Below are 24217 nucleotides of genomic sequence, written 5' to 3'. Positions count from 1 at the left end.
CGTTGCAAGAGAAAGTCCTCAGCGTGTTATGGGGCTGTTCGTCTGGCCAGCCAGCGCGCGGCCAGCGGCAATAGCCCTAGCAGGGCAAACACCAGCATCATACCGGGGGAGAGAATATCGCCCAGGCTTTGTAGCTGGCTCAGCTGCCTGCCGGTGTTAATGTAGACCACGATGGCAGGCAGCATGCCGAGCAGGCTGATCGCGGCATAGCGAACGACGCCCATTGGCGTCAGGCCCATTAATAAATTCACCAGCACAAAAGGGAAGACCGGCGCGAGCCGCAGGGCAAAGAGGTAATGGCCGCCGTCGCGCCGTATGCCCTGGTTCACTTTTTCCATCATGCGCGAGAAACGGCGCTGCACCCAGTCCCGCAGCATGTAACGGCTGATTAACATGGCGACGGTCGCACCTGCAGTGGCCGCCAGGGCAACCAGCACGGTGCCCTGCACCACACCAAAGATAGCGCCGCCCAGCAGCGTGAGCAGGGTGGCACCGGGAATGGAAAAGGCGGCGGTGAGAAAGTAGCAGCCCAAAAAAATCACAATCGCCAATATTGGGTGCTGCGCATGCCAGTGCGCAAACGCTATCTGAGAGTGCTGAAGTGCCGACAGGCTTATTGTGCCCGGAGGAAGCAGATACCAAAACAACCCCGCCATGATGACCAGCAGCGCAAAGAGACTCTTACGCACATCTACCTCTTCTCTTTTGTTTATCCATCGTCATACCGTACCGCTGCAGTAAAGGCGTGGAGTATAGCGGAGGGAGCGTGACAGCGAGCTTGAGCCAGGTCATGAAGCGGATACAGACTTATACATTTTGGCCTGACGGAGAACATATGGCAGATACATAGCGGTAGTTAAATGGCGGCTCTTCTTACCCACGATTGAGGAATCACGATGTCCAGCAAACTCGAGAAAGTGCTTTATACCGCCCATACCACTACCGTTGGCGCTCGCAGCGGGCACGGGCGTTCGGACGACGGCAGCCTGGACGTGCAGCTCAGCACGCCGGGATCCGGCAAGCCGGGGACGAATCCAGAACAGCTTTTTGCCGTCGGTTATTCCGCCTGCTTTATGGGGGCGATTGGGCTGGCGGGGAAAAAACTGGCTATCCGCATTCCGGAGGAAACCGCCGTGGACGCCAGTGTTTCGCTGGGAAAAGTCGATAACGACAGCCAGTTTGCGCTGGCGGTGACGCTTCACGTCAGGCTGCCTGGGCTGAGCGAGGCCCAGCGGGAAACTTTGCTCGCGACCGCCCACGCCACTTGCCCTTACTCACGTGCTATTAGCGGCAATGTTGACGTGACGCTGCTTTCACAAGGGTAACGACAAAACGCCTTCGATAGCCGGGGGCGTTTAACTTTTTAAGCGAGTTCTTTTTATCAGCCAGTGAGACAGGAGCGGCAGCAGGCCAATCAGCGCCAATAACAGCAGCATGGTGGGGGAAATAATGTCCCGCAGGCTTTCTACCTGGCTAAGCTGGCGGCCGGTGCTGATGTACAGCACGATAGACGGCAGCAGGCCAAGCAGCGTGACTATCGCGAAGCGAACGGCGGAAATCGGCGTCAGCCCCATCAGCAGGTTGATGATGGAAAAGGGCAGAACCGGCACCAGGCGCAGGGCAAACAGGCAGTGCGTAATATTGTGTTTAATGCCCTCGTTGATCTTTGCCATGGTGGTGGCAAAGCGCCGCTGTACCCAGTCATGCAAGAAATAACGGCTCAGCAACATCGCCACGGTTGCGCCGCTGGCAGCAGCCGTGGCAACCAGTACGGTGCCCTCAATCAGCCCAAACAGCGCGCCGCCCATCAGGGTCATAATGCGCGTGCCGGGGATGGAAAGGGCGGAAATCAGGAAATAACCAAGGAAGAAGGCGCTCATCACCAGCGCCGGGCGTTCGGCGTGCCAGAGACTAAGCTGAGCGTGATATTTCTGCAGCGTCGCCAGGCTAAGGGTGCCCGGCGGCAGCAGGATTAACAGCGAGATGACCAGCGTGGCCAGCAGCAAAAACAGGATTTTACGCATTCTGTTCGCGCCTCGTCAGGGGGAAAAACGGCATCTCGCTATCCTTGTCTGAAGATGTGTCTACCTTCAGTATTTCCCTTACCGCTTAAACTGCGCCCAAACAGGGGCGTGGTCGGACGGTTTTTCCATGCCGCGAATGTCGTAGTCGATCCCGGTTGCCACGCAGTGCGGCGCCAGCCCCTGGCTTGCCAACAGCAGGTCTATACGCAGGCCACGGTTATCGTCGAAGCCTTTTGAACGGTAGTCAAACCACGAGAATTTGTCCTGTGCTTCCGGGTTAGCGTGGCGGTAAGTATCCACCAGGCCCCAGCCGAGCAGGCGAGCCATCCACTCACGCTCTTCCGGCAGGAACGAGCATTTCCCGGTGCGCAACCAGCGCTTGCGGCTATCTTCACCGATCCCGATGTCGAGATCCGTCGGGCTGATATTCATATCCCCCATGATCAGCACCGGATTTTCCGGGCGCAGTTCACCCTGCAGGAAGTCCTGCAGATCCTGGTAAAACTTAGTCTTGGCCGGGAATTTGGTTTCATGATCGCGGCTTTCGCCCTGCGGGAAGTAGCCGTTGATCACCGTCAGGTTGCCAAATTCAGACGGGATTTCCGCCATGATAATGCGCCGCTGGGCATCTTCGTCGTCGGTCGGGAAGCCTTTTCGCACCGAAATCGGCTTCTCTTTGGTCAGCAGCGCCACGCCGTAATGACCCTTCTGGCCATGATAAAACACGTGATAGCCGAGTTTCTCCACGTCTTCCAGCGGGAACATATCGTCGTGCACTTTGGTTTCCTGCAGACCAATAACGTCCGGCTGATGCTGTTCCACGATGGCTTCAAGCTGATGAGGACGGGCGCGCAGGCCGTTGATATTAAAAGAGACAAATTTCATAGTCGCTGCCAGGTTGTCAGGTTAATTGTTGCAGGATGGTAGCAGAAAACGGCGCAGGTTGCTGCGCTGAAGCTAATCGTTGCCATAGGCGCGTCTGACGGGCAAAAATAAAGCAACATTTGCACCAAAATTGATCTCGATGCGCAAAAAGGGGGCGAAAACGGCAGGCAAATCCCGAAGGCGATCACAATTCCAGCATTATATTTTACCACTGCATAATATTTCTTGTTTTCGTGTCGAAAATCAGGCGGCACGTTAAAACTATGCACTTTTTATTCATTTTATATGAATAGTAAGTGTTTTTAAGTTATTGATTTTTCGTTTGCCCCTCCGGTTTATGCATTTTTATCGCTGGCTGGCACGATGCCTGCAATCTACATTTACAGCGCAAACACTCAATTATTTAACATTTAATAAACTTTTTGTTTACCGTGAGGGGTCACTATGTCGCAGTCAATTACACGCCAACATTTCGACGAATGGATGATGCCGGTTTATGCCCCTGCGCCTTTTATTCCGGTTCGTGGCGAGGGTTCCACCCTGTGGGATCAGCAGGGAAAAGACTACATCGACTTTGCCGGTGGCATCGCGGTTAACGCCCTGGGACATGCTCACCCTGAAATGCGCAAAGCGCTGGAGGAGCAGGCGGCAAAATTCTGGCACACCGGCAATGGCTACACCAATGAGCCGGTATTGAAGCTGGCGAAGCAGCTCATCGACGCTACCTTTGCGGAGAAAGTGTTCTTCTGTAACTCAGGGGCCGAGGCCAACGAGGCGGCGCTGAAGCTGGCGCGTAAGTATGCCCATGATAATTTTGGCGCACAGAAAAGCGGCATCGTAGCGTTCAAGAACGCGTTCCATGGCCGCACGCTGTTTACCGTCACGGCCGGTGGTCAGCCCGCTTATTCTCAGGACTTTGCGCCGCTGCCGCCGCAGATTAACCACGCGGTATTTAACGATTTACAGTCTGCCCGTGAGCTGATTAACGACGAAACCTGTGCGGTGATCGTCGAGCCTATGCAGGGTGAAGGCGGGGTCGTTCCAGCGACGCCAGAGTTCCTTCAGGGGCTGCGCGAACTTTGCGACAAACACAACGCCGTACTGATTTTTGACGAAGTACAAACCGGCGTGGGCCGCACCGGCTCGCTGTATGCCTATATGCATTATGGCGTGACGCCGGACGTACTCTCGACGGCCAAAGCGCTGGGCGGCGGCTTCCCGATCGGCGCGCTGCTGACCACCGATCGCTTTGCCAAAGTGATGGTGGTGGGCACCCACGGCACCACCTACGGCGGCAACCCGCTGGCCTCTGCTGTGGCCGGACGCGTGCTGGAAATCATTAATACGCCGGAGGTGCTCAACGGCGTGAAACAGCGCCATGACTGGTTTGTTGAGCGCCTGAACCACATTAACCAGAAGCACCAGCTGTTCAGCGAAGTACGCGGCTTAGGGCTGCTGATCGGCTGTGCCCTGCGCCCTGAACATGCCGGTAAAGCGAAACTTATTCTGCAGGCTGCCGCGCAGGAAGGCCTGATGATGCTGATCGCCGGGGCTAACGTGCTGCGTTTTGCCCCTGCGCTCATCGTCAGCGAAGCAGAAGTTCAGCTGGGCCTGGATCGCTTCGAGCGTGCCTGCGAACGCTTCCTCGCGGGAGTTTCATCATGATGGTAATCCGCCCGATTGAACGAGGCGATCTGCCGGGGTTGCTTAAGCTTGCCGGGAAAACCGGCGGCGGACTGACCTCGCTCCCCGCCGACGAAAAAACGCTGGCCGACCGAATCGAACGCTCGCTGCAGACCTGGCAGGGCGGGCTGCCGAAGGGCGATCAGGGCTATGTTTTTGTGCTGGAAGATACCAGCAGCGGCCAGATGGTGGGGATTTGCGCCATTGAGGTGGCCGTGGGCCTGAATGACCCCTGGTACAACTACCGGGTCGGGACGCTGGTTCATGCCTCCAAAGAGTTGAATATCTATAACGCACTGCCGACGCTTTTTCTCACCCACGACCACACCGGAGCGAGCGAGCTTTGCACGCTGTTCCTCGACCCGGCCTGGCGTAAAGAGGGCAACGGGTATCTGTTATCCAAGTCTCGTTTTCTGTTTATGGCCGCCTTCCGCGAACGCTTCAACGACAAAGTGGTTGCCGAGATGCGCGGGGTAATCGATGAACACGGGCATTCACCGTTCTGGGAAAGCCTTGGGAATCGCTTCTTCTCTATGGAGTTCGCTCGCGCCGACTACTTGTGTGGCACCGGGCAGAAAGCTTTTATTGCCGAGCTGATGCCAAAACACCCGATTTATACCGACTTCCTTTCCAAAGAGGCGCAGGCGGTTATCGGCCAGGTGCATCCGCAAACGGCGCCAGCGCGCACCGTGCTTGAAGCCGAAGGATTCCGCTATCGTAACTATGTCGACATCTTCGACGGTGGTCCTACTCTGGAGTGCGATATCGACCGCGTGCGGGCGATCCGCAAGAGCCGCCTGCAAACCGTCGCTGTCGGCCAGCCTGCTACCGACGAACTGCCCGTTTGTCTGGTCGCCAACGAAAATTATCACCAGTTCCGCGTGATGCTGATCAAAGCCGATCCCAAAGGCGAGAAACTGGTTATTGATGCCGCCACCGCCGATGCGCTGAAGTGCGCCAGCGGCGACACCGTGCGCGTGGTGCGCCTGTGCCCTGAGGAGAAAAAAGTATGACTAACTGGATCAACGGACAATGGGTGCCGGGCCGCGGCGAAGCGCTGTTAAAACATAACCCTGTCAGCGGCTCGCTGCTGTGGGAAGGGCTGGTGGCGGATAAAACGCAGGTAGAAGAAGCCTGCCGTGCGGCTCGTGCGGCGTTTCCCGCCTGGGCGAAACGCCCGTTTGCAGAACGCCAGGAGATTGTGGAGCGTTTTGCCGGCCTGCTTGAGACGAATAAAACTGCACTCGCTGAAACAATTGCGCAGGAAACCGGCAAACCTCGCTGGGAAGCGGCCACCGAAGTGACCGCGATGGTTAATAAAATTGCCATTTCCATCAAGTCTTACCACACCAGAACGGGCGAAACGCACACCGCGATGCCGGACGGGGCGGCGACTTTACGCCATCGCCCTCACGGCGTGTTGGCAGTCTTTGGCCCTTACAATTTCCCTGGCCATTTGCCCAACGGACATATCGTGCCGGGACTGCTGGCCGGCAACACCCTGGTGTTTAAGCCGAGCGAGCTAACGCCGCGTATCGGTGAGCTGGTGATGAAGTTGTGGGAGGAGGCCGGTATCCCGGCTGGCGTGCTGAACCTGGTGCAGGGGGGACGCGAAACCGGCGAGGCGCTGTCTAATCAGTCGGAACTTGATGGGCTCCTGTTTACCGGCAGCGCGGGCACCGGCTACCACCTTCACCGGCAGTTTGCCGGGCAACCGGAGAAGATCCTTGCCCTGGAAATGGGCGGGAACAACCCGCTGATCGTCGAAGATCCGCAGGATATCGACGGCGCCGTTCACGTGGCTATCCAGTCGGCGTTTATCACCGCCGGGCAGCGCTGCACCTGCGCCCGCCGTCTGCTGGTGAAACAGGGTGAGCAGGGAGATGCATTTATTCGTCGCCTGGTTGAAGTCTCTGCCCGTTTGCAGCCGGGGGAATGGGATGCTATGCCACAACCGTTTATTGGCGGATTGATTTCGGTGCAGGCGGCTGAAAGGGTGCTGACCGCGTTTCAGGCTCACATAGCCCGCGGCGGTAAACCGCTGCTTGAACCAAAAATGATTCGTCCAGGCACCTCTTTACTGACGCCGGGCATCGTTGAGCTTAGCGGCGTGGCCGACGTGCCGGATGAAGAAGTGTTTGGCCCGCTGCTGGCGATTTACCGCTATGACAGCTTTGACGACGCGATTCGGATGGCGAACGACACACGCTACGGCCTGGCGAGCGGGCTGATTTCACCGTCCCGCGAACAGTTTGACCAGCTTTTACTGGAAGCCAGAGCCGGGATCGTGAACTGGAATAAACCGCTGACCGGGGCCGCCAGCACTGCGCCATTCGGCGGCGTGGGCGCTTCAGGTAATCACCGCGCCAGCGCCTGGTATGCGGCGGATTACTGCGCCTGGCCGATGGCCTCGTTGGAAAGTACAAGCTTCGCGCTGCCACCAACCCTGAGTCCAGGGCTAGATTTTAGCCGCGAGGAGCAGCCATGAAGAAAGCACGTGAGGCCAACTTCGACGGACTGGTGGGGCTGACCCACCATTACGCCGGGCTGTCGTTCGGCAATGAAGCCTCGACGAAGCACCAGTTTCGCGTGTCTAACCCGAAGCTGGCGGCGAAGCAGGGGCTACTGAAAATGAAAGCGCTGGCAGACGCGGGTTATCCGCAGGGCGTGATTGCCCCGCAGGAGCGTCCGAATATTGGCGTGCTGCGTCAGATAGGCTTTAGCGGCAGCGACGAGCAGGTTGTTGAGCGTGCAGCTCGGCAAGCTCCGCAGCTGCTGTCCGCCGCCAGTTCGGCCTCTTCGATGTGGGTGGCCAACGCGGCGACGGTATCACCGTCAGCCGATACGCTGGACGGTAAAGTGCATCTCACCGTCGCCAACCTGAACAATAAGTTCCACCGCGCCAGCGAAGCACCGACGACGGAAAGCGTGCTGCGGGCGATGTTCCGGGATACCGGGTGTTTTGCCGTGCACGGCGCGCTGCCGCAGGTGGCGATGTTTGGTGACGAAGGTGCCGCCAACCATAACCGTTTAGGCGGCGAGTATGGCGAGCCGGGCGTGCAGCTGTTTGTTTATGGTCGCGAAGACTCGAAAAGCGGGCAGGCACCGGCCCGCTATCCCGCTCGTCAGACGCTGGAGGCCAGCCAGGCCGTGGCACGTTTGAATCAGGTACGTTCTGAGCAGGTTATCTTCGCTCAGCAAAACCCGGCGGTGATCGACCTGGGCGTTTTTCACAACGACGTTATTGCAGTTTCTAACCGCGAGGTGCTGTTCTGCCACCAGCATGCGTTTGTGGATCAGCCGGGGCTTTATCAGCGCCTGCGCGAAAAAGTCCCGGGCTTTACGGCCCTGGAAGTCCCGGACGATTTGGTTTCGGTGGCGGATGCGGTTTCGACCTATCTGTTTAACAGCCAGCTGTTGAGTCGCGCCGACGGCGGCATGACGCTCGTGCTGCCGGAAGAGTCTCGCCAGCATCCAGGCGTCTGGCGCTACCTTAATCAACTGCTGGAGGCGGATAACCCTGTCCGTGAGCTGCAGGTGTTTGATCTGCGGGAAAGCATGGCTAACGGCGGTGGCCCGGCCTGTTTACGCCTGAGAGTGGTACTGACGGACGAGGAGCTTAAAGCCGTTAATCCGGCGGTGATGATGAACGACACGCTGTTTATGACGCTCAATGGCTGGGTTGATCGCTGGTATCGCGACCGTTTAACCCAGGCTGATTTAGCCGACCCGCAGCTGTTGCGCGAGGGGCGTGAAGCCCTGGATGAACTGACGCACATTCTGGATTTAGGTTCCGTGTATCCGTTCCAGCAATAGGGGAGAAATAATGATTGATTTTCTGGCGCAGACGCTGGCCGGCAAGGCGCCTGAACAAACTTCCGGGGAGAATGCTTATCTCAGCTGGCGTTGGTGGGATGAAGGTATTCTGACGTTGACGCCGCGTGAGGCGGCAGGGAAAGCGCTGGTCATATCGGCCGGGATTCACGGCAACGAAACCGCCCCGGTGGAGATCCTTGGCCAGTTGACCAACGGCTTGATCGCGGGGCAGCTTCCGCTGCAGTGGCGCACGATGATTATTCTGGGTAACCCAGCGGCGCTGCGCGCGGATAAGCGTTATACCCATAGCGACATGAACCGTATGTTTGGCGGGCGCTGGCAGCAGTTTCCTGAAAGCGTAGAAACCCAACGTGCGGCCAGGCTTGAACATGCCCTCGAGCAATTCTGGTCGCGAAGTGAAGAGCAAACCCGCTGGCATCTGGATATGCATACCGCTATTCGTGGCTCTTATCACCCCCGGTTTGGCGTGCTTCCTGCGAGGCCGTTGCCTTATAGCGAGAGCTTTTTAACCTGGCTGGGCTGCGCCGGGCTGCAGGCGCTGGTGTTTCATCAAAAGCCCGGTGGCACCTTTAGTCATTTCAGCAGCGAGCATTTTGGGGCGCTGAGCTGCACGCTCGAGCTGGGAAAAGCCAGGCCGTTTGGGCAGAACGATCTTGGTCAGTTCGCAATAACTAAAGAAGCAATCTCAGCGTTGTTAAGCGGGGCAGAGCCGCCGGTCATGGAGATAGAACCGCAGCGTTACCGTGTCGCTCAGCAAATCACCCGACAGTCGGAGAAATTTGTGCTGCACATGTCCGGCCAAACGCAGAACTTTACCGCGTTTTCGAAGGGCACCCTGCTGGCTGAAGATGGTGAGAAGCGTTATGTCGTTGCCGGTGAAAAAGAGTACGTTTTATTCCCCAACCCGGATGTGGCGCTGGGGCTGAGAGCGGGGCTGATGCTGGAGGAAATTTAAACTTTAAGCAGCTCTGAATAATTGAGCTGCTTAATCATTTCGTATTGTTAATTTATTTGCGGATAATTCCTGGGTACAGGGTTTATTCGTTAGGTTGATTGCTGTACACTTTTCATATTGTCTTTATAATCAGTGATTTGTTATATTTAGTTGCACTATTCCCCGCCTTAATCCTTATTTTCTTCATAATTGATGCATTCTTGTTTAATACCCTTTCAATGATTTACGGATGCCACCGTCTCCTTGACGATAAGACTCGTAAACTCATTCTCGTCAACACGGCATCGTCGTTTTAAGCGAGCCGTCAATTTAATGAAAAGAGAAGGTTAAAAATATGCGTAAATTAACTGCACTGTTCGTCGCTTCTACCCTGGCTCTGGGTGCCGCTAACCTGGCGCATGCTGCAGACACAACCCCGGCTGCGGCTCCACAAACCGATGCTCCGATGATGCACCATAAAATGATGCGCGGCCCGATGCACGACATGATGTTTAAAGACCTGAACCTGACCGATGCGCAGAAACAGCAAATTAAAGACATTATGAAAGAACAGCGCGGCAAGATGCAGCGCCCATCCGTTGACGAACGCCGCGCCATGCACGACGTGATTGCCAGCGACAGCTTCGACCAGGCTAAAGCCCAGGCGCAGATTGATAAAATGGCCGAGCAGAACAAAGCGCGCATGCTGGCGCATCTGCAAACCCAGAACAAAATCTACAACATTCTGACCCCGGATCAGAAAAAACAGTTTAATGCGAATTTTGAGAAGCGTCTGACAGAACGCCCTGCGCATGAAGGTAAAATGCCAGCTGCTCAGTAAGCCTGAGCGACTAAATTAAGACCGCCGGTCCTGTTCACAATAGCGAGGTACGCTGTGAACAGGATCGGCGGTTTTCTCGTTTAATCATGTCACTCCACTCTTTCCCCTTCGCTCGACTCAAATAATACCGCCCGGCAATAATCACACCGACGGGATAAGCCATTTTAAACACTCTATTTCAGCAGCTTACATTCAAAATTGCAGTTCACTCCGCAGATTTTACCGACCGGTATTGAGGGCGATAAATTTACTTTGCTTCCCGATAAAAAAGCCGCTAAATCATTGTCACAAAAATAGAACCAGGGCTACAGCAACCGGCCACGGCTGCCGATAACACTGGCGTCAGGCACAGATCTGACGAACAAAACAGAGAACTGATGAGCAGGCCGCCGGGGGAGCGCTTCCTTTGGGGTCGCTCAATTTAAAGAGCAAATGCCAGGGCACACGGATGCCGTGCGTCCTCAGGAGTGGTGATGGAATTCTTTGATATACGAAAGGTGCCGGTTAACCTCTGGCGCAACGGCGCCGGGGAAACGCGAGAAATATGCTGTTTTCCACCCGCGACGCGAGATTTCAACTGGCGTGCCAGTATCGCCTCTTTGGCCCACAACGGCGAGTTCCCGGTCTTTCCGCAGGTTGACCGGGTAATGACTCTGCTGGAGGGGAGTGAGGTCGTTCTCGACGGCGGAAAGGCGTTCAGGCATACGCTCAAGCGCCATCAGCCTTTTACTTTTGCCGGCGAGCAGCCCGTAAAAGCCGAGCTGACTCGCGGCATGTCGATGGACTTTAACGTGATGACTCGCCGGGACCGATGCCGGGCCCAGGTGCGGGTGGCGGACAGAACCTTTACCACTTTTGGTACCCGAGGCGGCGTTGTTTATGTCCTGAGCGGGGAATGGCAGCTGGAAGATAAGCTGCTTTCACCGGACCAGGGCGCCTGGTGGCAGGAGGGCAGCCACACGCTGCGGCTGTTAAAAAACGAAGGGCAACTGCTGTTCAGCGAAATTACCTATTTGTAGACCGAATGCCCGGAAAACTGGCCGGGCAATGCTCTTTCTTCCTGATGAATATCCTCAGAAACTGCTGTGCAACTGCGCTTTTGTTCTTCATTTCCCTTACCTGTAAACGCCCGGCAGCATCCCGTGCTGGAAAAATTTCACAAGCGCGATCCGGCTCACCGATCGATAAAAAAGTCCTATGACCCGCTGGCGGATTATTTGGTTTATTAGTTAAGTTGTATATACAAATATAGACAAAAACCCGATGCAAACAGGATGCTGACATGTCAACGCAAAAGAAGCTATGCAGTCTCACTCCAGGTTCCGTTTCACTGGCCACTCTGCGCGAGATCTACCATGGAAACGTGCTGCTCAGGCTTGACCCCGGGGCGGTTGCCGCCGTTGAGCGTGCGCTCGGCACGGTAGAAGCGATTGTTGCCCACGGCGACGTGGTTTACGGTATTAACACCGGTTTTGGCAAGCTGGCACAAACCACCATCGCCACCGATCATCTGGCTGAACTTCAGCGTAATCTGGTGCTTTCTCACAGCGTGGGGCTTGGCGAAGCGCTGCCGGATGATGTTGTCCGACTGGTGATGGCCAGTAAAATTATCAGCCTGTCACGCGGGCATTCTGGCGTTCGTCTGCTGGTGATTGATAGCCTGATTGCGCTGTTTAACTCGGGCGTAATGCCGGTGATCCCGGAGAAAGGCTCGGTGGGGGCATCCGGTGACCTGGCCCCGCTGGCGCATCTGTCGCTGATGTTGCTCGGGGAAGGGAATGTCAGGGTGAACGGCGAACAGATCCCTGCCGGTGAAGGTTTGAAGCTGGCAGGCGTAAAGCCGCTGGTACTGGGGCCAAAAGAGGGCCTGGCGCTGCTGAACGGGACCCAGGTTTCGACGGCGCTTGCGCTGCGAGGGTTGTTTGAGGGCGAGAAGGTGTTTGCTGCCGGGCTGGTGGCGGGGGCCTTGTCGCTGGAGGCTATCAAAGGCTCAGTGAAACCATTCGACGCGCGTATCCACCAGGCTCGCGGCCAGGCGGGACAAATTGATGTGGCTGCGGCGGTCACTGCACTGCTTGCCGACAGTAAAATCGTTGATTCTCACGTCCACTGTGGCCGCGTGCAGGATCCTTATTCCATTCGCTGCGTGCCGCAGGTTATGGGCGCGTGTCTGGATAACCTGCGTCATGCGGCGCGTGTTCTGCAGATTGAGGCCAACGCCGCCTCGGACAACCCGCTGGTGTTCAGCGACACCGGAGAAGTGATTTCCGGCGGCAACTTCCACGCAGAGCCCGTTGCCTTTGCCGCCGATATTATCGCGTTAGCGGTGGCGGAAATTGGCGCAATTTCGGAACGTCGCCTGGCGCTGCTGCTGGATACCGGGCTGTCCGGCCTGCCGCCGTTCCTCGTGAAAGAGGGCGGGATTAACTCCGGCTTTATGATTGCGCAGGTCACCGCTGCGGCACTGGCATCGGAGAATAAATCGCTCGCTCATCCGGGTAGCGTCGACAGTCTGCCAACGTCTGCGAATCAGGAAGACCATGTTTCGATGGCGACCTATGCGGCTCGCCGTCTGGGATCTATGTGCTTTAACACTGCGGCAGTGGTTGGGATTGAGGCTATGGCGGCCGCTCAGGGCATCGAGTTTCACCGGCCGTTGCGCAGCTCACCCCTGCTTGAAAACGTCTTCGGGGATATTCGCGAACGCGTGGCATTTCTGGAAAAGGACCGCCTGCTGGCACCGGATATCGAGCAAATGCGTCTCTGGGGCTGCAGCGACGGCTGGCCGGAAGCTATCACCAAACTTCTGCCTTCGTCGGCGGCATAGCACTTTTAGACTCCTCTCTTGGGGGGAGTCTACTCCAGTTCTATCACCTCATATTCCCCGCTCAGCATCAGCTTGCAAAGGATCTTGTAGCCGTCGTTATCAAAGCCATCCGGCGGCTGGCGGCGGGTTGTTACGTCATTTAACTGCTGCACGGACCCAAGATAAAACCAGTGATCGATCAGGTGATACTCGGTCATCTCCGGGCTGCGTTCCACGATGGCGACGGCGTTTTTCCATGGCCAGCAAATCAGGCGAACCTGTTCGAGAGCCTGAACCAGGTGGGCATGATGCTCGGCCTGAGTCTCTTTCCCGCAACAGGCTCCGGCGCAGCGTTTAAGCGCTGAGCGAAAACAGGCCCGGCCCTTACTCAGTGATTCCAGGCCCAGCAGGCCGTAACAGAGGCGATGCTCATCGGCCAGCCCTTGCAGCGTTTGCAGCGCGGCCCGGCGGTTAGCGTACAACCCATACAGGCCCGGCTGGCGGGAGAAATCGACATCTTTGGCATATACAACCTGCGGTATGTCCCCCTGGAGAGACAGGGAACAAAGCTGGCGGTTACGACGCAGGCGTTTGTTGAACAAAGGCTGTTGCTCTTTGATCATTTGCGCTTCGAGCAGCAGCGCTCCGAGTTCGCCGGCAGTGCGGATAAAGGTAATACGGCGAGACTGCCTCAAGAGTGCGGCTTCATCAGGCGTACGAAAATGGGACATCACGCGCGTGCGGATATTGACACTTTTGCCGATATACAACGGCATAACGTCGCTTTCACCGTGAAAAACATAGACGCCGGGTTTTTTGGGCAGGTCATCAAGCCATGGCCTGAGATGCTCCGGATATTCATAGACCGCCGCGGCTTCAAACTCTAACCGCGACGTATTTGCACGCCTGACCACATCGGACTCCTGGATACTGTTTATTTCACCAGTATAGCAGTCGTGAAGGTGAAGAGGGAATCGCCCTTAACCATAGTGCCGCGTGGCAAGCCAGCAAAGCAGAGAGCCGCCTACAATCATCAGTACACCTTGCCAAAAAGCAAAGCCGGGATGCAGACCCAGCCACAGCGTGGCGAGCAGGGCCGATAATACCGGCGTGAAGTAGGAAGCCGTGGCAAGCAGCGTCATGTTTCCCCGCTGGATACCAACATTCCAGGCTGAATAGGCGACGGCGGTAGAAATCCCCATAAATAACAGCTGCGCTGTACCGGATAGCGTGAAATGCATTGTTGGATGTGCCACAAAGGCGAACTTAATCCACAGCACCAGCGCGGTGGCGCAGAAAAACAGGCTGACGCCGCTTTTACCTTCGCTCCAGCGGCGAGTCAGGTTGCAGTAGAGCGCCCAGATGATGGCGGCGGCAAAAGCCAGGCCGTAGGCCAGTGGGTTATCGAGAATGTTGTGCCACATCACGAGAGGCGACCAGTCGCCGTCTCCTTTCATTACCTGCACAATCCCCGCCAGGGAAAGCGCGAGCCCAGGCCACAGCCATAAATTGCTGCGCTGGCCGTTAATAAACAGGGCGAAAAAGACGGTCAGGCAGGGCCAGAGATAATTGATCATCCCCAGTTCCAGGGACTGAGCGCGGGTGTGCGCCAGGCCAATTGAAAGCGCCAGGCTTATTTCATAGCCCACAAAGAGCAGCCCGCCAACCCAGAGATAACGGGGTGGGAGTTCGCGTATTTTGGGCAAACCTCGGACGAGGCAAAGACACAGCGCGCTGACGGTGTAGAGCAGGGCCGCGCCGCCGACTGCGCCAAAGTGCTCGCTGATGCTGCGCAACAGGCCAACGGAGGTACTCCAGAGCAGGATTGCGATAAGGCCGATAAGCGTGGCGCGTTGCGAAGAGGTGTCCATGTCCATCCTGTAAAAAAGGCGGCACTACGCCGCCCTGAAAAAATGCTAATGCAAAGCTGTTTCTGACTATTTTTTCCAGAAATCATCAAACACGGTAATCGGCGGACGGCGTTTGTGTTCCGTTTTCAGATACCAGCCTTCGATGATTTTTGCGGTTTCAGCCGGTACGGTTTTGCCTTCCAGATAATCGTCAATTTGCACGTAGGTTACGCCGAGGGCCGCTTCATCCGGCAGAGAAGGGCGATCGTCTTCGAGATCGGCTGTCGGGGCCTTCAGGTACAAATGTTCCGGGCAGCCGAGCGTTTTCAGCAGCAGTTTGCCCTGGCGTTTGTTGAGGCGGAAAAGAGGATTAATGTCGGTGCCGCCGTCGCCATACTTGGTGAAGAATCCGGTTACGGCTTCCGCGGCATGGTCAGTCCCCACGACGACGCCTTTGGTCATCCCGGCGATGCTGTACTGCGCCTTCATGCGCTCGCGGGCTTTTTCATTGCCACGAACAAAATCGCTCAGCTCGATTCCCGCTTCGCGCAGAGCCTGCTCGCTGGCAAGCACGGCGCCCTTGATGTTCACCGTTAACACGCGATCCGGCTGGATAAACGCAATGGCATCCTGGCAATCCTGCTCGTCGGCCTGTACGCCAAACGGCAAGCGCATGGCGATAAACTGATAGCTGTCGTCGCCGCTTTCTTCACGCAGTTCGCTGATAGCTAGCTGGCAGAGTTTACCCGCCAGAGTGGAGTCCTGGCCGCCGCTTATCCCCAGCACCAGAGATTTAATAAACGGGTAGGTTTTAAGGTACGTTTTCAGAAAATCAACGCTGACGCGGATCTCTTCGCTGGCGTCGATTTGTGGCTTGACGCCCAGTGCCTGAATAATTTCTTGTTGCAGAGCCATTTAACCCCTCCAATAAGCTGTACCCGCAAAGCGCAGGCCGCAAAATTTAACTGCCCTAAAACTTACCCTGTTGCGCTGAAAACGACAAGGCTCAAAGGCTTACCCGGCCTGCAGACGGCGAGTTTTCCTGCAAACCAGACAGGATCCTTATGAATACTCTTATTGTCCGAATTTTCACGCATTAAGGGTAACGAGTTGAAAAATGTTCTTTTATATTCCAGGCTTATCTAACACGCAGGATCAATACATTCATTGATGAGGATAATTATGAATAATAAATTTGCAGGATTTTTAGGCGCGGCAGCGGTAATGACTATGCTGGCAGGGTGTACCGCTTACGATCGCACCAAAGATCTGGTGACTGAGCCGGTGGTGAAAGATGTGAAAAAAGGCATGACCCGTGCCCAGGTACAGCAGATTGCGGGTAAACCGTCTTCCGAAATCACCATGATCCACGCCAAAGGGACCTGCCAGACCTATATTCTGGGCCAGCGTAACGGTAAAGCTGAAACGTATTTTGTCGCGCTGGATGACACCGGTCGCGTGATGAATTCGGGCTACCAGACCTGCGCTGAATACGACACCGATCCGCAGGCACCTAAAGCCTAAGCTAGCACGCCGTAATGGACCCGGCTGCAGTCTCTGCGCCGGGCTTTTTTTTGCCTTACGGGCGGAGACAGAGAAGAGGGGGCGACGAGGAAGGGTGAGATCCGCTATCATGGTGAGGTTGTTCACTAATTCAGTTCCAATCCCGTTGCCTATGAAACCACTGCGCCAACCGAATACACGCCCAATCATTACCTACACGCCCCGCGTGGAGCCAGCTCCGCCTTCTCATGCGTGGCGAGTAGACGGGTTTAAAGATGTCTATTTGCTGCGCGGGCAGTATGTAGCGTTTGTTTTACTGGGTGATGCCTTCCGCCAGTCGCCGCCGTTTACTTTGCCCGAGTCGGCACAGCGCTGGGCGAAACAGGTTCGACAGGAAAACGAAGTATAAAAAAAGGCCGCTATCACCAGCGGCCTTTTGTTTTTCAGTTCAGATTAACGGTGGGCTAATTCCACTTCATCGTCGCTGTTCAGAATCTCTTTGTCGGTCTGCTTCATCAACTGGCTGGTAATGGTCCCGGCGGTCATCGACCCGCTAACGTTCAGGGCGGTACGGCCCATATCAATCAGCGGTTCAACGGAAATCAGCAGCGCGACCAGCGTGACCGGCAGCCCCATCGCGGGCAGCACAATCAGCGCGGCGAAGGTTGCACCACCGCCCACGCCGGCTACGCCTGCGGAGCTAACGGTCACAATCCCTACCAGCGTCGCAATCCAGACAGGATCCAGCGGGTTAATCCCTACGGTCGGAGCCACCATCACGGCAAGCATCGCCGGGTAAAGGCCTGCGCAGCCGTTCTGGCCGATGGTTGCGCCGAAGGAGGCAGAGAAGCTGGCGATAGATTCTGGTACGCCGAGACGGCGGGTTTGCGCTTCCACGTTCAGTGGAATACTCGCTGCGCTGGAGCGGCTGGTGAACGCGAATGTCAGCACCGGCCAGACTTTGCGGAAGTATTTCACCGGGCTAACGCCGTTGAAAGCCAGCAGTACGGCGTGAACGCCAAACATGATTGCCAGGCCAAGGTAAGACGCCACCACGAAGCTGCCCAGCTTGATGATGTCCTGCAGGTTTGAGCCCGCCACTACTTTGGTCATTAGCGCCAGCACGCCGTATGGCGTCAGCTGCATGACCAGGCGAACTAGCTTCATGACCCAGCTTTGCAGGGTGTCGATAGCCACCAGTACGCGCTCACCTTTAGGGGCATCATCTTTCAGCAGCTTAAGCGCTGCGACGCCCAGGAAGGCGGCAAAAATCACCACGCTGATGATAGACGTCGGGTTGGCACCGGTCAGGTCAGCAAACGGGTTTTTTGGCACGAAGGAGAGGATCAGCTGCGGGACGGTCAGGTCAGCCACTTTACCAATGTAGTTGGATTGAATCGCCGCCAGACGAGCGTTTTCTGCATTGCCCTGCACCAGGCCTTCAGCGGTCAGGCCAAAAAGATTGGTGACCAGCACCCCGACCAGCGCGGCAATCAGCGTGGTAAACAGCAGTGTACCGATAGACAGAACGCTGATTTTCCCCAGCGAAGATGCATTATGCAGTTTGGCGACGGCACTCAGAATTGAGGCGAAGACCAGCGGCATGACAATCATCTGCAGCAGCTGCACATAGCCGTTACCGACAACATTAAACCACTGAATGGAATCTTTCAGCACCGCGCTGTCGGAACCATAAATGGTGTGCAACGCCAGGCCAAAGATCACGCCCAGTACCAGACCTGCCAGCACTTTTTTGGCAAGGCTCCATTGCTTGTGGCGAGTTTGCGCCAGCAGCAATAGCAATACAACGAACACCACAATGTTCGCTACCAGTGGAAAATTCATCCCCGTATCTCCTGATTTATTGTCACGCGGCCGCGCAGGGACGACCGTTATGTTGCAAAGCGTAACAGATGGCAGGGCGTTGGCTTATATTCAAAAGGAATTGATTATTACCAAATGAATGATATTGGCTGTTTAACGCTCAGACTGGTGAGTTATAAAGCTATTAAAGGTGGTTTGCAGCGAATTTATCATCTGCGAAGACCAGCGTACTGCACCGTTTTCGGGCAGGCCCTGGGGCATCCAAACCGCAAAACCAAACAGCGCCATGCACAGGGCGCGCTCAAGCTGATTGCCTTTTTGTGGGCGAACGATGGGGAAACGGAAACGCCAGCGGCACGGCCACAATAGCGGCACCCCGGCAGGCGTTAGCATGTCGGCAAGGATATGGCTGAGGTAACCCAGCACCATGCCCTGCAGCGCATCGGCCGGAATGACCCAGCTTTCCGGTACCTTGAGGTAAAACAGTGCCAGCCCGGCGAACACCACGAACAGGCTGTGGGTAAACCCCCGGTGGCCGCACATTCGCGCCACCGGTTTTGAGATCCAGCTTAGCCGCTGGCCCAGAAAGGATTTTGGGTGGTCAATATCCGGCAACAGGCAGGTCAGAATCGCGGACGGCACAATATGCCACCAGTCACCCTGGGCGAGGACGGGCGTCAGTTCGGCGTTTTTGGCAAAAACTGCGCAGGCAATAGAAAAGAGCAGGTGGCCTTCCGCCGTCATGATACAACCTGAATGAAGAAACTGTCGATTCATCCAGTATAGGGTTTTTGTACAGTATTCGGAAGAGGTGACGGTGTAACATTTTGTCAGGAAGATGGGCGGCCTGAGCCGCCCGACAGGTTTAGCCTTTCAGGCTTGTTTCCGTTAGCTGAACCAGAGAAGGAAGTTTGACGTCCGCCAGGCACCAGCGTGGGTCCGCAAAGTTTTCCTCGGCAGGCACCACAATGGAGCGCATCCTCGCCGCTTTAGTGGCGATCATACCGTTGACGGAGTCTTCGAGCGTCACGCAGGAGAGCGGATCGATCCCCAGCTTCGCGGCCGCATCGAGATACACTTGTGGATGCGGCTTGCTGTAAGGCAGATGTTCGGCGGAGGCAATAGCGTCGAAGTCCTGGCGCAGGTCGAACATTTCAAGCACCTTTTCCAGCATGTGCAGCGGAGACGCAGAAGCCAGGCCAACCTTTAGGCCCAGCGTTTTGCAAAGCTTCACCGCTTCAATAACGCCAGGCAGCAGCGGGCGCTGTTCCTCAACCAACGCAATAGCACGTTCGATAACGCGCGCGGTCACTTCCTCACGGGATGGTCCGGTCCACGGCTGGCGTGAATACCAAAGTTCAACCACCAGGTCGATGCGTAATCCCAGCGTGTCGGGCAGTTCGTGACGACGCGTAATATCGACGCCGATGCTCTCCAGCACGTCCAGCTCCGCACGATCCCAAAGCGGTTCGGAATCTATCAGCAGCCCATCCATATCAAAAATTGCTGCGAGGATTTGGCGCGTTTCGGCCATAAAATGACTCCTTTCTGTTCGTCAAAATAAAATGTTTGTGTATCTTTAGCCGGAAACAAAGCTCGAAGCTACCGCTTTTGCGAATTTAGCCCGCAAAGCTCAGGCGAAATAGCGCCACACAGGGTAGACTTTGAGCGTATAACGTTACGTCCTAATAAAGGGGAGTACATGACGTATCAACAAGCTGGACGCATTGCGATTTTAAAGCGCGTGGCGGGCTGGATTATTTTTATCCCGGCGCTTCTGTCGACGGTAATTTCCATCCTGAAATTTATGTATCAGCACAGCGAAAAACAGCCGGGCATTGACGCCGTAATGATGGATTTCGCTCACGTGATGATTGAGATGATGCGGTTCAATACGCCGTTCCTGAATCTCTTCTGGTACAACTCGCCGCTGCCGGATTTTAACGGCCAGGTGAACGTCTTCTTCTGGCTAATATTTGCGCTGATTTTTATCGGTCTGGCGCTGCAGGACTCCGGGGCCCGCATGAGCCGTCAGGCAAAATTCCTGCGCGAGGGCGTGCAGGATCAGCTGATTCTTGAACAGGCCAAAGGGCCGGAGGGACTCAGCAAAGCGCAGCTCGATGCAAAAGTGGTTGTGCCACATCACACGATCTTACTGCAGATTTTTCCGCTTTATGTCCTGCCGGTGATTGTCATCGTAGTGGGCTATTTCTTCTTCAAGCTGCTCGGCTTTTTATAAAATAACGGGCCACGCCGTTCAGGCGCGGCCTGCTTTTTACGCCGCTAATACTTTCTCCAGCGCTTTTTGCGCCGTCACCAGGTGCTGCCCGCCGAACAGAATCGCCCGGTTAAGCAGGGTATAAAGTTGGTAAATGGGCTGGCGGTCGAGGAAGCCCGCCGGAAGAGGAGAGACGGACTGATAGCCGTCGTAAATTTGCGGCGGCTGGTCGTTGTGCAGCGGCAGCATGGCCAGGTCGCATTCCCGGTCACCCCAATAGCAGGCGGGATCGTAAATAAAGGGCCCGTCAGGCCCGAGGGCGCAGTTGCCCGACCAGAGATCGCCATGCAACAGGGAAGGCTGAGGCTGATGTGAGGCCAGCGACTGCTGGACAAAATCAACGATCAAATCAATATCGCCATAGTCGATGCCTTTTTCCGCCGCCATTTCCAACTGCCAGCCAATGCGCTGCTCGGCAAAGAAGGTCGACCAGCGTCGCTGCCAGGCGTTGGGCTGCGGGGTGGTGGAGAGATCGTTGTCGAAGTCCAGACCGAACTGCGGCTGGTCGCTCCATTGATGAAGCCGGGCCAACTGCTGACCGAGGAGAAACGCGTTATGGGCATCGAGGGGTTTAGAAGGCAGATACTCCAGCAGCAAGAAGCTGTAATCTCTGTCGCTGCCGAGCGCCCAGACCTTGGGTACTCTGACGGTTTTACTGCGCGACAGGAGCTCTAGCTGATCGGCTTCTGCCGTGAAGATGGGCAGCATTTCGCGTTCGTCACACTTGACGAAAATCTCGTGGCCCGCATAACGAATATGCCATGCCGCGTGAATTTCGCCGCCGGGTAGCTCAGTGCGCTGTTCAATCTCTGCTTCGCCTAACTGCTCGCTTAACAAATGACGGATGGCTTGCCACATGACTTTTCTCCCCAGGTTGGCTGGTAGACACTGCAATCAATAGCTTATCGCCGTTTGCCGGGCAAAAACACGCGCTGACGCACAACCCCGGCCAGTACTTACTTTTGTTTCTGCCAGGCTTCCCAGCGGGTAACGACGACGTCAGGCTCCGTGCCAAGCGCTACGCTTCCCAGCCCTCTGGCCAACGCTGCAACTTCTTGTTCATCAAGCGGACTGATTAGCCCGAAGCTGCCCGGGCCAAGTTCGTGAATTTTGCCTTGATCATCGGTGAGCGTGAGGGTAAAACCGCCGCGCGTGAGCTGGTTGTTCAGCTCGTTGATGTCGGCCAGGCTTTGCTCTTCAAATTGCACCGTTATCAGATAGCGTTCAACTTCGCTCATAGTCACCCCGTTGTTATCCTGAAGGTTTTAGCATAGTTCATGCTGCCGGAATGGCGATATTCTCGCCCGGCGGCAGCCCGTTTATTCTGCAACGAAACGTTAGCCTCGTAGCCAGGCGTAGATCTTCTGCGTATTTTCCAGCGAGCAGAGGCGGGTGCCTTTGTTCAGCGTAGCGGCACTGCCGGCAGCCACACCATAGCGAACGATATCCAGCAGAGGCGCGTTTTCCGCAAGCTTGAGCGTCATGGCGCCAACCATGCTGTCTCCGGCGCCGACGGTGCTTTGGCTTTTGACCGGCGGCGGCACAACGTGCACACATTCTTGTGTATCAACCGCCAGGGCTCCCTGTGCACCCAGAGAAACCACGACGCGTTTTGCCTGGCCGCTGTCGACAAGGTGCTGCGCGGCGGCTCGCACATCGTCCGGCTGCGTAAGTTCGCGCTGAACTAAGGCGCTCAGCTCTTTTTGGTTTGGCTTCACCAGTTCGATGTTGCCTAACGCGAGTGTGGCTTTCAGTGCCTCTCCTGAGCTGTCCACAATGCAGCGTATGCCTTTCTCCTGAGCCATTTTTACCAGGCGGCAGAGCTTTTTGAGATCAACGCCCGGCGGCAGGCTCCCGCTGATCGCCAGAATATCGCCGGGATGAAGAGCGAGGGCTTTTTGTTCCAGGTGCAGGAATTCATCCTCCGTCAGGGCGGCTCCAGGCATCACGAATCGATATTGTTCGCCGGTAGACTCGGTATGAACGTGCAGGTTTTGGCGGGTCCAGTCTTTCGCTTCCACGGTGTCCACAATGACACGCTCTTCAAGCAACAGGTCACGAAGGTGCTGGCCAGTCGCGCCGCCAGCCGGGAATATCGCCGTGGCGTGTCCCCCCAAATGGACAATAGCACGGGCAACGTTTATACCGCCGCCGCCGGGTTCAAAGATGGGCGAGGTGCAGCGAAGTTTCCCTTCAGGATAGATTTGCGCCGTGACGGTGGAACTGTCGAGGGAAGGGGCGAGGGTGAGTGTAAAAATAGCGGTCATGTCTCCTCCTTTTTTAGCCATTGTCCTAAAGCGTAGCACCGAAGCGGGAAGTGAAATGTTAATTAAAATCATGATTTATCGAATGATTATCCAAAAACCATAACCTTCGTATCCTTATGAAAATAAAGATATTTTAAGAGCTCTCTTATACAAAAAATGAAACAAGAATCCATTGCTATGTTATTGCGGAGTTTTTATAATTTGTAACCTTTCCGGGGCGGCTTCGATTTGATCCCGAGGAAAGATTCCGGAACCTTAATGGTTTCTTTTTTGTGTTGTACGGATTAATAAATGAAGCTTTTAAAGACAGTGCCGGTTGCGCTTTTACTCACCGGTGGAGCGTTCTTTAGCCATTTCGCAGTGGCAGATGACTCAGTATTTACTGTCATGGATGACCCGACTACCGCGAAGAAACCCTTCGAAGGTAATCTGAATGCAGGCTATCTTGCGCAGGCAGGCAATACCAAAAGTTCCAACTTGACTGCAAACACCAATATGACCTGGTACAATACGGCTACCGCCTGGTCAATTTGGGGTACCGCCAGTAACACCTCTTCCAACGATGTGCGTTCTTCCGAGAAATACTCAGCGGGTGGACGTGGTCGTTACAACATGACTGACTATGACTATCTCTTTGGTCAGGCCAGCTGGTTGACTGACCGGTACAACGGCTATCATGCGCGCGATGTCTTCACTGCGGGTTATGGTCGCCAGTTGCTGAACGGTCCAGTTCACAGTCTGCGTGTGGAATTCGGTCCAGGTGTGCGTTATGACGAATTTACCGATGGTAAAAACGAGACTCAGGCGCTGGGCTATGCGTCTGCGACTTATAACTGGCAGCTGACCGACAACGCTAAGTTTATTCAGGGCGTGTCCGTGCTGGGCAGTGACGACACCACGGTGAACTCCGAAACGGCGCTGGATGTGGCTATCAGTGAGCACTTTGGCCTGAAAGTAGGCTATAACGTGACCTGGAACTCCGATCCGCCGTCTACTGCACCAAACCATACCGACAGACGTACGCAAATTACGCTCGGGTATAAGATGTAAGATTAAGAAGCCGGACAATATCCGGCTTTGTTTTTTCCTCGTGCGCCCACTCTTCGTTTTTTCCTATCCTTTTGAGAACCAAAACCACCTGGCAAAACGCATCGCGCCCTGAGAATAATCGTGCATGACTATCTATCGCGTACGAGTGGGGTTTCATAACCCTTCAGCCCTGACCTTCAGGCAGCTTGATGAAATTCTGGAGCCGCAGCGATTCTGGCGCACTGAGTCCGGCGGTGGGACTTTTCGCTATTTTATGGAATACGAATATGAGTCGGAACTGAGAGACCTTTGTGCGGTGTGCGACCTGGCTTACTCCCAGGCTTGTAAGGTAAAAAAATGCCCGCTGGTGCTGGTGGAAGAGAAAGACAAAGCGGCATAACGCGCCTTGAAAAGGGTGGGCGACGGCCCTATTTATCAAGCTCGTTCACGGCAACA

26 protein-coding genes are annotated in these 24217 nt (G+C 55.6%); 14 read left to right on the top strand and 12 right to left on the bottom strand.

Features of this window, described 5'->3' with window-relative positions:
* Positions 1–26: 26 nt before the first annotated feature.
* A complete protein-coding gene (locus ACREYP_RS13485; RefSeq protein ID WP_336817700.1) occupies positions 27–689 on the bottom strand; it encodes a TVP38/TMEM64 family protein in 663 nt (220 codons plus the stop codon).
* A 207-nt stretch (positions 690–896) separates the two neighbouring features.
* Here ACREYP_RS13485 and ACREYP_RS13480 point away from each other — a divergent pair, with 207 nt between their 5' ends.
* Positions 897–1325 (top strand): organic hydroperoxide resistance protein, encoded by a 429-nt coding sequence (locus ACREYP_RS13480; protein ID WP_008456632.1) that lies wholly within the window; start codon positions 897–899, stop codon positions 1323–1325.
* 30 nt (positions 1326–1355) lie between these two features.
* Here ACREYP_RS13480 and ACREYP_RS13475 read toward each other — a convergent pair whose 3' ends face one another.
* Together ACREYP_RS13475 and xthA are read right to left on the bottom strand one after the other, a co-directional pair.
* Positions 1356–2024: a TVP38/TMEM64 family protein gene (locus tag ACREYP_RS13475; protein ID WP_166874917.1), complete on the bottom strand. Its 669-nt coding sequence runs from the start codon at positions 2022–2024 to the stop codon at positions 1356–1358.
* A gap of 78 nt (positions 2025–2102) precedes the next feature.
* Positions 2103–2909 (bottom strand): exodeoxyribonuclease III, encoded by an 807-nt coding sequence (gene xthA / locus ACREYP_RS13470; protein ID WP_008456628.1) that lies wholly within the window; start codon positions 2907–2909, stop codon positions 2103–2105.
* 444 nt (positions 2910–3353) lie between these two features.
* Here xthA and ACREYP_RS13465 point away from each other — a divergent pair, with 444 nt between their 5' ends.
* From ACREYP_RS13465 to hutH, 8 genes are all read left to right on the top strand, one after another.
* On the top strand, positions 3354–4574 hold the full coding sequence (locus tag ACREYP_RS13465) for an aspartate aminotransferase family protein (RefSeq protein WP_166874910.1): 1221 nt from the start codon (positions 3354–3356) through the stop codon (positions 4572–4574).
* On the top strand, positions 4571–5605 hold the full coding sequence (astA, locus tag ACREYP_RS13460) for an arginine N-succinyltransferase (RefSeq protein WP_039302203.1): 1035 nt from the start codon (positions 4571–4573) through the stop codon (positions 5603–5605). Before ACREYP_RS13465 ends, astA begins: the two co-directional genes overlap by 4 nt.
* Positions 5602–7080: a succinylglutamate-semialdehyde dehydrogenase gene (gene astD / locus ACREYP_RS13455; RefSeq protein WP_336817699.1), complete on the top strand. Its 1479-nt coding sequence runs from the start codon at positions 5602–5604 to the stop codon at positions 7078–7080. Before astA ends, astD begins: the two co-directional genes overlap by 4 nt.
* The gene (gene astB / locus ACREYP_RS13450) at positions 7077–8408 is read left to right on the top strand and encodes an N-succinylarginine dihydrolase (protein ID WP_336817698.1); all 1332 of its coding nucleotides are present in this window, start codon (positions 7077–7079) and stop codon (positions 8406–8408) included. Before astD ends, astB begins: the two co-directional genes overlap by 4 nt.
* A gap of 10 nt (positions 8409–8418) precedes the next feature.
* On the top strand, positions 8419–9384 hold the full coding sequence (gene astE / locus ACREYP_RS13445) for a succinylglutamate desuccinylase (RefSeq protein ID WP_008456619.1): 966 nt from the start codon (positions 8419–8421) through the stop codon (positions 9382–9384).
* Between the two features lie 334 nt (positions 9385–9718).
* A complete protein-coding gene (gene spy, locus ACREYP_RS13440) occupies positions 9719–10204 on the top strand; it encodes an ATP-independent periplasmic protein-refolding chaperone Spy (RefSeq protein WP_008456618.1) in 486 nt (161 codons plus the stop codon).
* Between the two features lie 473 nt (positions 10205–10677).
* On the top strand, positions 10678–11223 hold the full coding sequence (ves, locus tag ACREYP_RS13435) for an environmental stress-induced protein Ves (protein ID WP_008456615.1): 546 nt from the start codon (positions 10678–10680) through the stop codon (positions 11221–11223).
* Positions 11224–11486: 263 nt separating this feature from the next.
* Complete coding sequence (gene hutH, locus ACREYP_RS13430) at positions 11487–13031, top strand: histidine ammonia-lyase (RefSeq protein WP_336817697.1); 1545 nt, start codon at positions 11487–11489, stop codon at positions 13029–13031.
* A gap of 29 nt (positions 13032–13060) precedes the next feature.
* On the opposite strand, the gene cho is transcribed toward hutH, so the two are convergent.
* The 3 genes from cho to nadE all read right to left on the bottom strand — a co-directional run bounded on the left by cho (position 13061) and on the right by nadE (position 15775).
* Positions 13061–13924 carry an excinuclease Cho gene (gene cho, locus ACREYP_RS13425; protein ID WP_336817696.1) on the bottom strand — a complete coding sequence of 288 codons (864 nt, stop codon included), beginning with the start codon at positions 13922–13924 and terminating at the stop codon, positions 13061–13063.
* 66 nt (positions 13925–13990) lie between these two features.
* Positions 13991–14881 (bottom strand): aromatic amino acid DMT transporter YddG, encoded by an 891-nt coding sequence (gene yddG, locus ACREYP_RS13420; protein ID WP_336817695.1) that lies wholly within the window; start codon positions 14879–14881, stop codon positions 13991–13993.
* A gap of 66 nt (positions 14882–14947) precedes the next feature.
* Complete coding sequence (nadE, locus tag ACREYP_RS13415; RefSeq protein ID WP_336817694.1) at positions 14948–15775, bottom strand: NAD(+) synthase; 828 nt, start codon at positions 15773–15775, stop codon at positions 14948–14950.
* A gap of 267 nt (positions 15776–16042) precedes the next feature.
* Here nadE and osmE point away from each other — a divergent pair, with 267 nt between their 5' ends.
* A complete protein-coding gene (gene osmE / locus ACREYP_RS13410) occupies positions 16043–16384 on the top strand; it encodes an osmotically-inducible lipoprotein OsmE (protein WP_008456607.1) in 342 nt (113 codons plus the stop codon).
* Positions 16385–16535: 151 nt separating this feature from the next.
* Positions 16536–16772, top strand: a complete 237-nt coding sequence (gene cedA, locus ACREYP_RS13405; protein ID WP_008456606.1) for a cell division activator CedA — start codon at positions 16536–16538, stop codon at positions 16770–16772.
* A 44-nt stretch (positions 16773–16816) separates the two neighbouring features.
* On the opposite strand, the gene ACREYP_RS13400 is transcribed toward cedA, so the two are convergent.
* The 3 genes from ACREYP_RS13400 to hxpB form a co-directional block, all read right to left on the bottom strand.
* Positions 16817–18208 (bottom strand): L-cystine transporter, encoded by a 1392-nt coding sequence (locus tag ACREYP_RS13400; protein WP_008456603.1) that lies wholly within the window; start codon positions 18206–18208, stop codon positions 16817–16819.
* A 132-nt stretch (positions 18209–18340) separates the two neighbouring features.
* The gene (locus tag ACREYP_RS13395; RefSeq protein ID WP_008456602.1) at positions 18341–18931 is read right to left on the bottom strand and encodes a metal-dependent hydrolase; all 591 of its coding nucleotides are present in this window, start codon (positions 18929–18931) and stop codon (positions 18341–18343) included.
* Between the two features lie 121 nt (positions 18932–19052).
* Positions 19053–19721: a hexitol phosphatase HxpB gene (gene hxpB, locus ACREYP_RS13390; protein ID WP_008456600.1), complete on the bottom strand. Its 669-nt coding sequence runs from the start codon at positions 19719–19721 to the stop codon at positions 19053–19055.
* A gap of 168 nt (positions 19722–19889) precedes the next feature.
* Between hxpB and ACREYP_RS13385 the strand changes: the two genes are divergently transcribed.
* Positions 19890–20426, top strand: a complete 537-nt coding sequence (locus tag ACREYP_RS13385; protein WP_166874878.1) for a YniB family protein — start codon at positions 19890–19892, stop codon at positions 20424–20426.
* Between the two features lie 36 nt (positions 20427–20462).
* On the opposite strand, the gene ACREYP_RS13380 is transcribed toward ACREYP_RS13385, so the two are convergent.
* From ACREYP_RS13380 to pfkB, 3 genes are all read right to left on the bottom strand, one after another.
* The gene (locus ACREYP_RS13380; RefSeq protein WP_498880909.1) at positions 20463–21323 is read right to left on the bottom strand and encodes a fructosamine kinase family protein; all 861 of its coding nucleotides are present in this window, start codon (positions 21321–21323) and stop codon (positions 20463–20465) included.
* A gap of 98 nt (positions 21324–21421) precedes the next feature.
* Positions 21422–21703 (bottom strand): type V toxin-antitoxin system endoribonuclease antitoxin GhoS, encoded by a 282-nt coding sequence (gene ghoS / locus ACREYP_RS13375; RefSeq protein WP_008456593.1) that lies wholly within the window; start codon positions 21701–21703, stop codon positions 21422–21424.
* A gap of 99 nt (positions 21704–21802) precedes the next feature.
* Positions 21803–22732: a 6-phosphofructokinase II gene (gene pfkB / locus ACREYP_RS13370; RefSeq protein ID WP_336817692.1), complete on the bottom strand. Its 930-nt coding sequence runs from the start codon at positions 22730–22732 to the stop codon at positions 21803–21805.
* Positions 22733–23023: 291 nt separating this feature from the next.
* Here pfkB and ACREYP_RS13365 point away from each other — a divergent pair, with 291 nt between their 5' ends.
* Positions 23024–23782, top strand: coding sequence for a DUF481 domain-containing protein (locus ACREYP_RS13365; RefSeq protein ID WP_008456590.1), 759 nt, complete (start codon positions 23024–23026; stop codon positions 23780–23782).
* 124 nt (positions 23783–23906) lie between these two features.
* Positions 23907–24161 (top strand): hypothetical protein, encoded by a 255-nt coding sequence (locus tag ACREYP_RS13360; RefSeq protein WP_008456587.1) that lies wholly within the window; start codon positions 23907–23909, stop codon positions 24159–24161.
* Positions 24162–24217: the final 56 nt, after the last annotated feature.

This window comes from Enterobacter sp. TMH.L2 (genome assembly GCF_050847315.1).
In the GTDB taxonomy this organism is placed as follows: domain Bacteria; phylum Pseudomonadota; class Gammaproteobacteria; order Enterobacterales; family Enterobacteriaceae; genus Cedecea.
The sequence above is the reverse complement of the archived record's forward strand: the minus strand, read 5'-3'. Positions and strand labels throughout refer to the sequence as shown.

Bases quoted from the DNA above. Each gene is read 5' to 3' on its own strand.
- ACREYP_RS13480 (WP_008456632.1), top strand. From the start codon at position 897: ATGTCCAGCAAACTCGAGAAAGTGCTTTATACCGCCCATACCACTACC.
- ACREYP_RS13475 (WP_166874917.1), bottom strand. From the start codon at position 2,024: ATGCGTAAAATCCTGTTTTTGCTGCTGGCCACGCTGGTCATCTCGCTG.
- xthA (WP_008456628.1), bottom strand. From the start codon at position 2,909: ATGAAATTTGTCTCTTTTAATATCAACGGCCTGCGCGCCCGTCCTCAT.
- ACREYP_RS13465 (WP_166874910.1), top strand. From the start codon at position 3,354: ATGTCGCAGTCAATTACACGCCAACATTTCGACGAATGGATGATGCCG.
- astA (WP_039302203.1), top strand. From the start codon at position 4,571: ATGATGGTAATCCGCCCGATTGAACGAGGCGATCTGCCGGGGTTGCTT.
- astD (WP_336817699.1), top strand. From the start codon at position 5,602: ATGACTAACTGGATCAACGGACAATGGGTGCCGGGCCGCGGCGAAGCG.
- astB (WP_336817698.1), top strand. From the start codon at position 7,077: ATGAAGAAAGCACGTGAGGCCAACTTCGACGGACTGGTGGGGCTGACC.
- astE (WP_008456619.1), top strand. From the start codon at position 8,419: ATGATTGATTTTCTGGCGCAGACGCTGGCCGGCAAGGCGCCTGAACAA.
- spy (WP_008456618.1), top strand. From the start codon at position 9,719: ATGCGTAAATTAACTGCACTGTTCGTCGCTTCTACCCTGGCTCTGGGT.
- ves (WP_008456615.1), top strand. From the start codon at position 10,678: ATGGAATTCTTTGATATACGAAAGGTGCCGGTTAACCTCTGGCGCAAC.
- hutH (WP_336817697.1), top strand. From the start codon at position 11,487: ATGTCAACGCAAAAGAAGCTATGCAGTCTCACTCCAGGTTCCGTTTCA.
- yddG (WP_336817695.1), bottom strand. From the start codon at position 14,881: ATGGACACCTCTTCGCAACGCGCCACGCTTATCGGCCTTATCGCAATC.
- nadE (WP_336817694.1), bottom strand. From the start codon at position 15,775: ATGGCTCTGCAACAAGAAATTATTCAGGCACTGGGCGTCAAGCCACAA.
- osmE (WP_008456607.1), top strand. From the start codon at position 16,043: ATGAATAATAAATTTGCAGGATTTTTAGGCGCGGCAGCGGTAATGACT.
- cedA (WP_008456606.1), top strand. From the start codon at position 16,536: ATGAAACCACTGCGCCAACCGAATACACGCCCAATCATTACCTACACG.
- ACREYP_RS13400 (WP_008456603.1), bottom strand. From the start codon at position 18,208: ATGAATTTTCCACTGGTAGCGAACATTGTGGTGTTCGTTGTATTGCTA.
- ACREYP_RS13395 (WP_008456602.1), bottom strand. From the start codon at position 18,931: ATGACGGCGGAAGGCCACCTGCTCTTTTCTATTGCCTGCGCAGTTTTT.
- hxpB (WP_008456600.1), bottom strand. From the start codon at position 19,721: ATGGCCGAAACGCGCCAAATCCTCGCAGCAATTTTTGATATGGATGGG.
- ACREYP_RS13385 (WP_166874878.1), top strand. From the start codon at position 19,890: ATGACGTATCAACAAGCTGGACGCATTGCGATTTTAAAGCGCGTGGCG.
- ACREYP_RS13380 (WP_498880909.1), bottom strand. From the start codon at position 21,323: ATGTGGCAAGCCATCCGTCATTTGTTAAGCGAGCAGTTAGGCGAAGCA.
- ghoS (WP_008456593.1), bottom strand. From the start codon at position 21,703: ATGAGCGAAGTTGAACGCTATCTGATAACGGTGCAATTTGAAGAGCAA.
- pfkB (WP_336817692.1), bottom strand. From the start codon at position 22,732: ATGACCGCTATTTTTACACTCACCCTCGCCCCTTCCCTCGACAGTTCC.
- ACREYP_RS13365 (WP_008456590.1), top strand. From the start codon at position 23,024: ATGAAGCTTTTAAAGACAGTGCCGGTTGCGCTTTTACTCACCGGTGGA.
- ACREYP_RS13360 (WP_008456587.1), top strand. From the start codon at position 23,907: ATGACTATCTATCGCGTACGAGTGGGGTTTCATAACCCTTCAGCCCTG.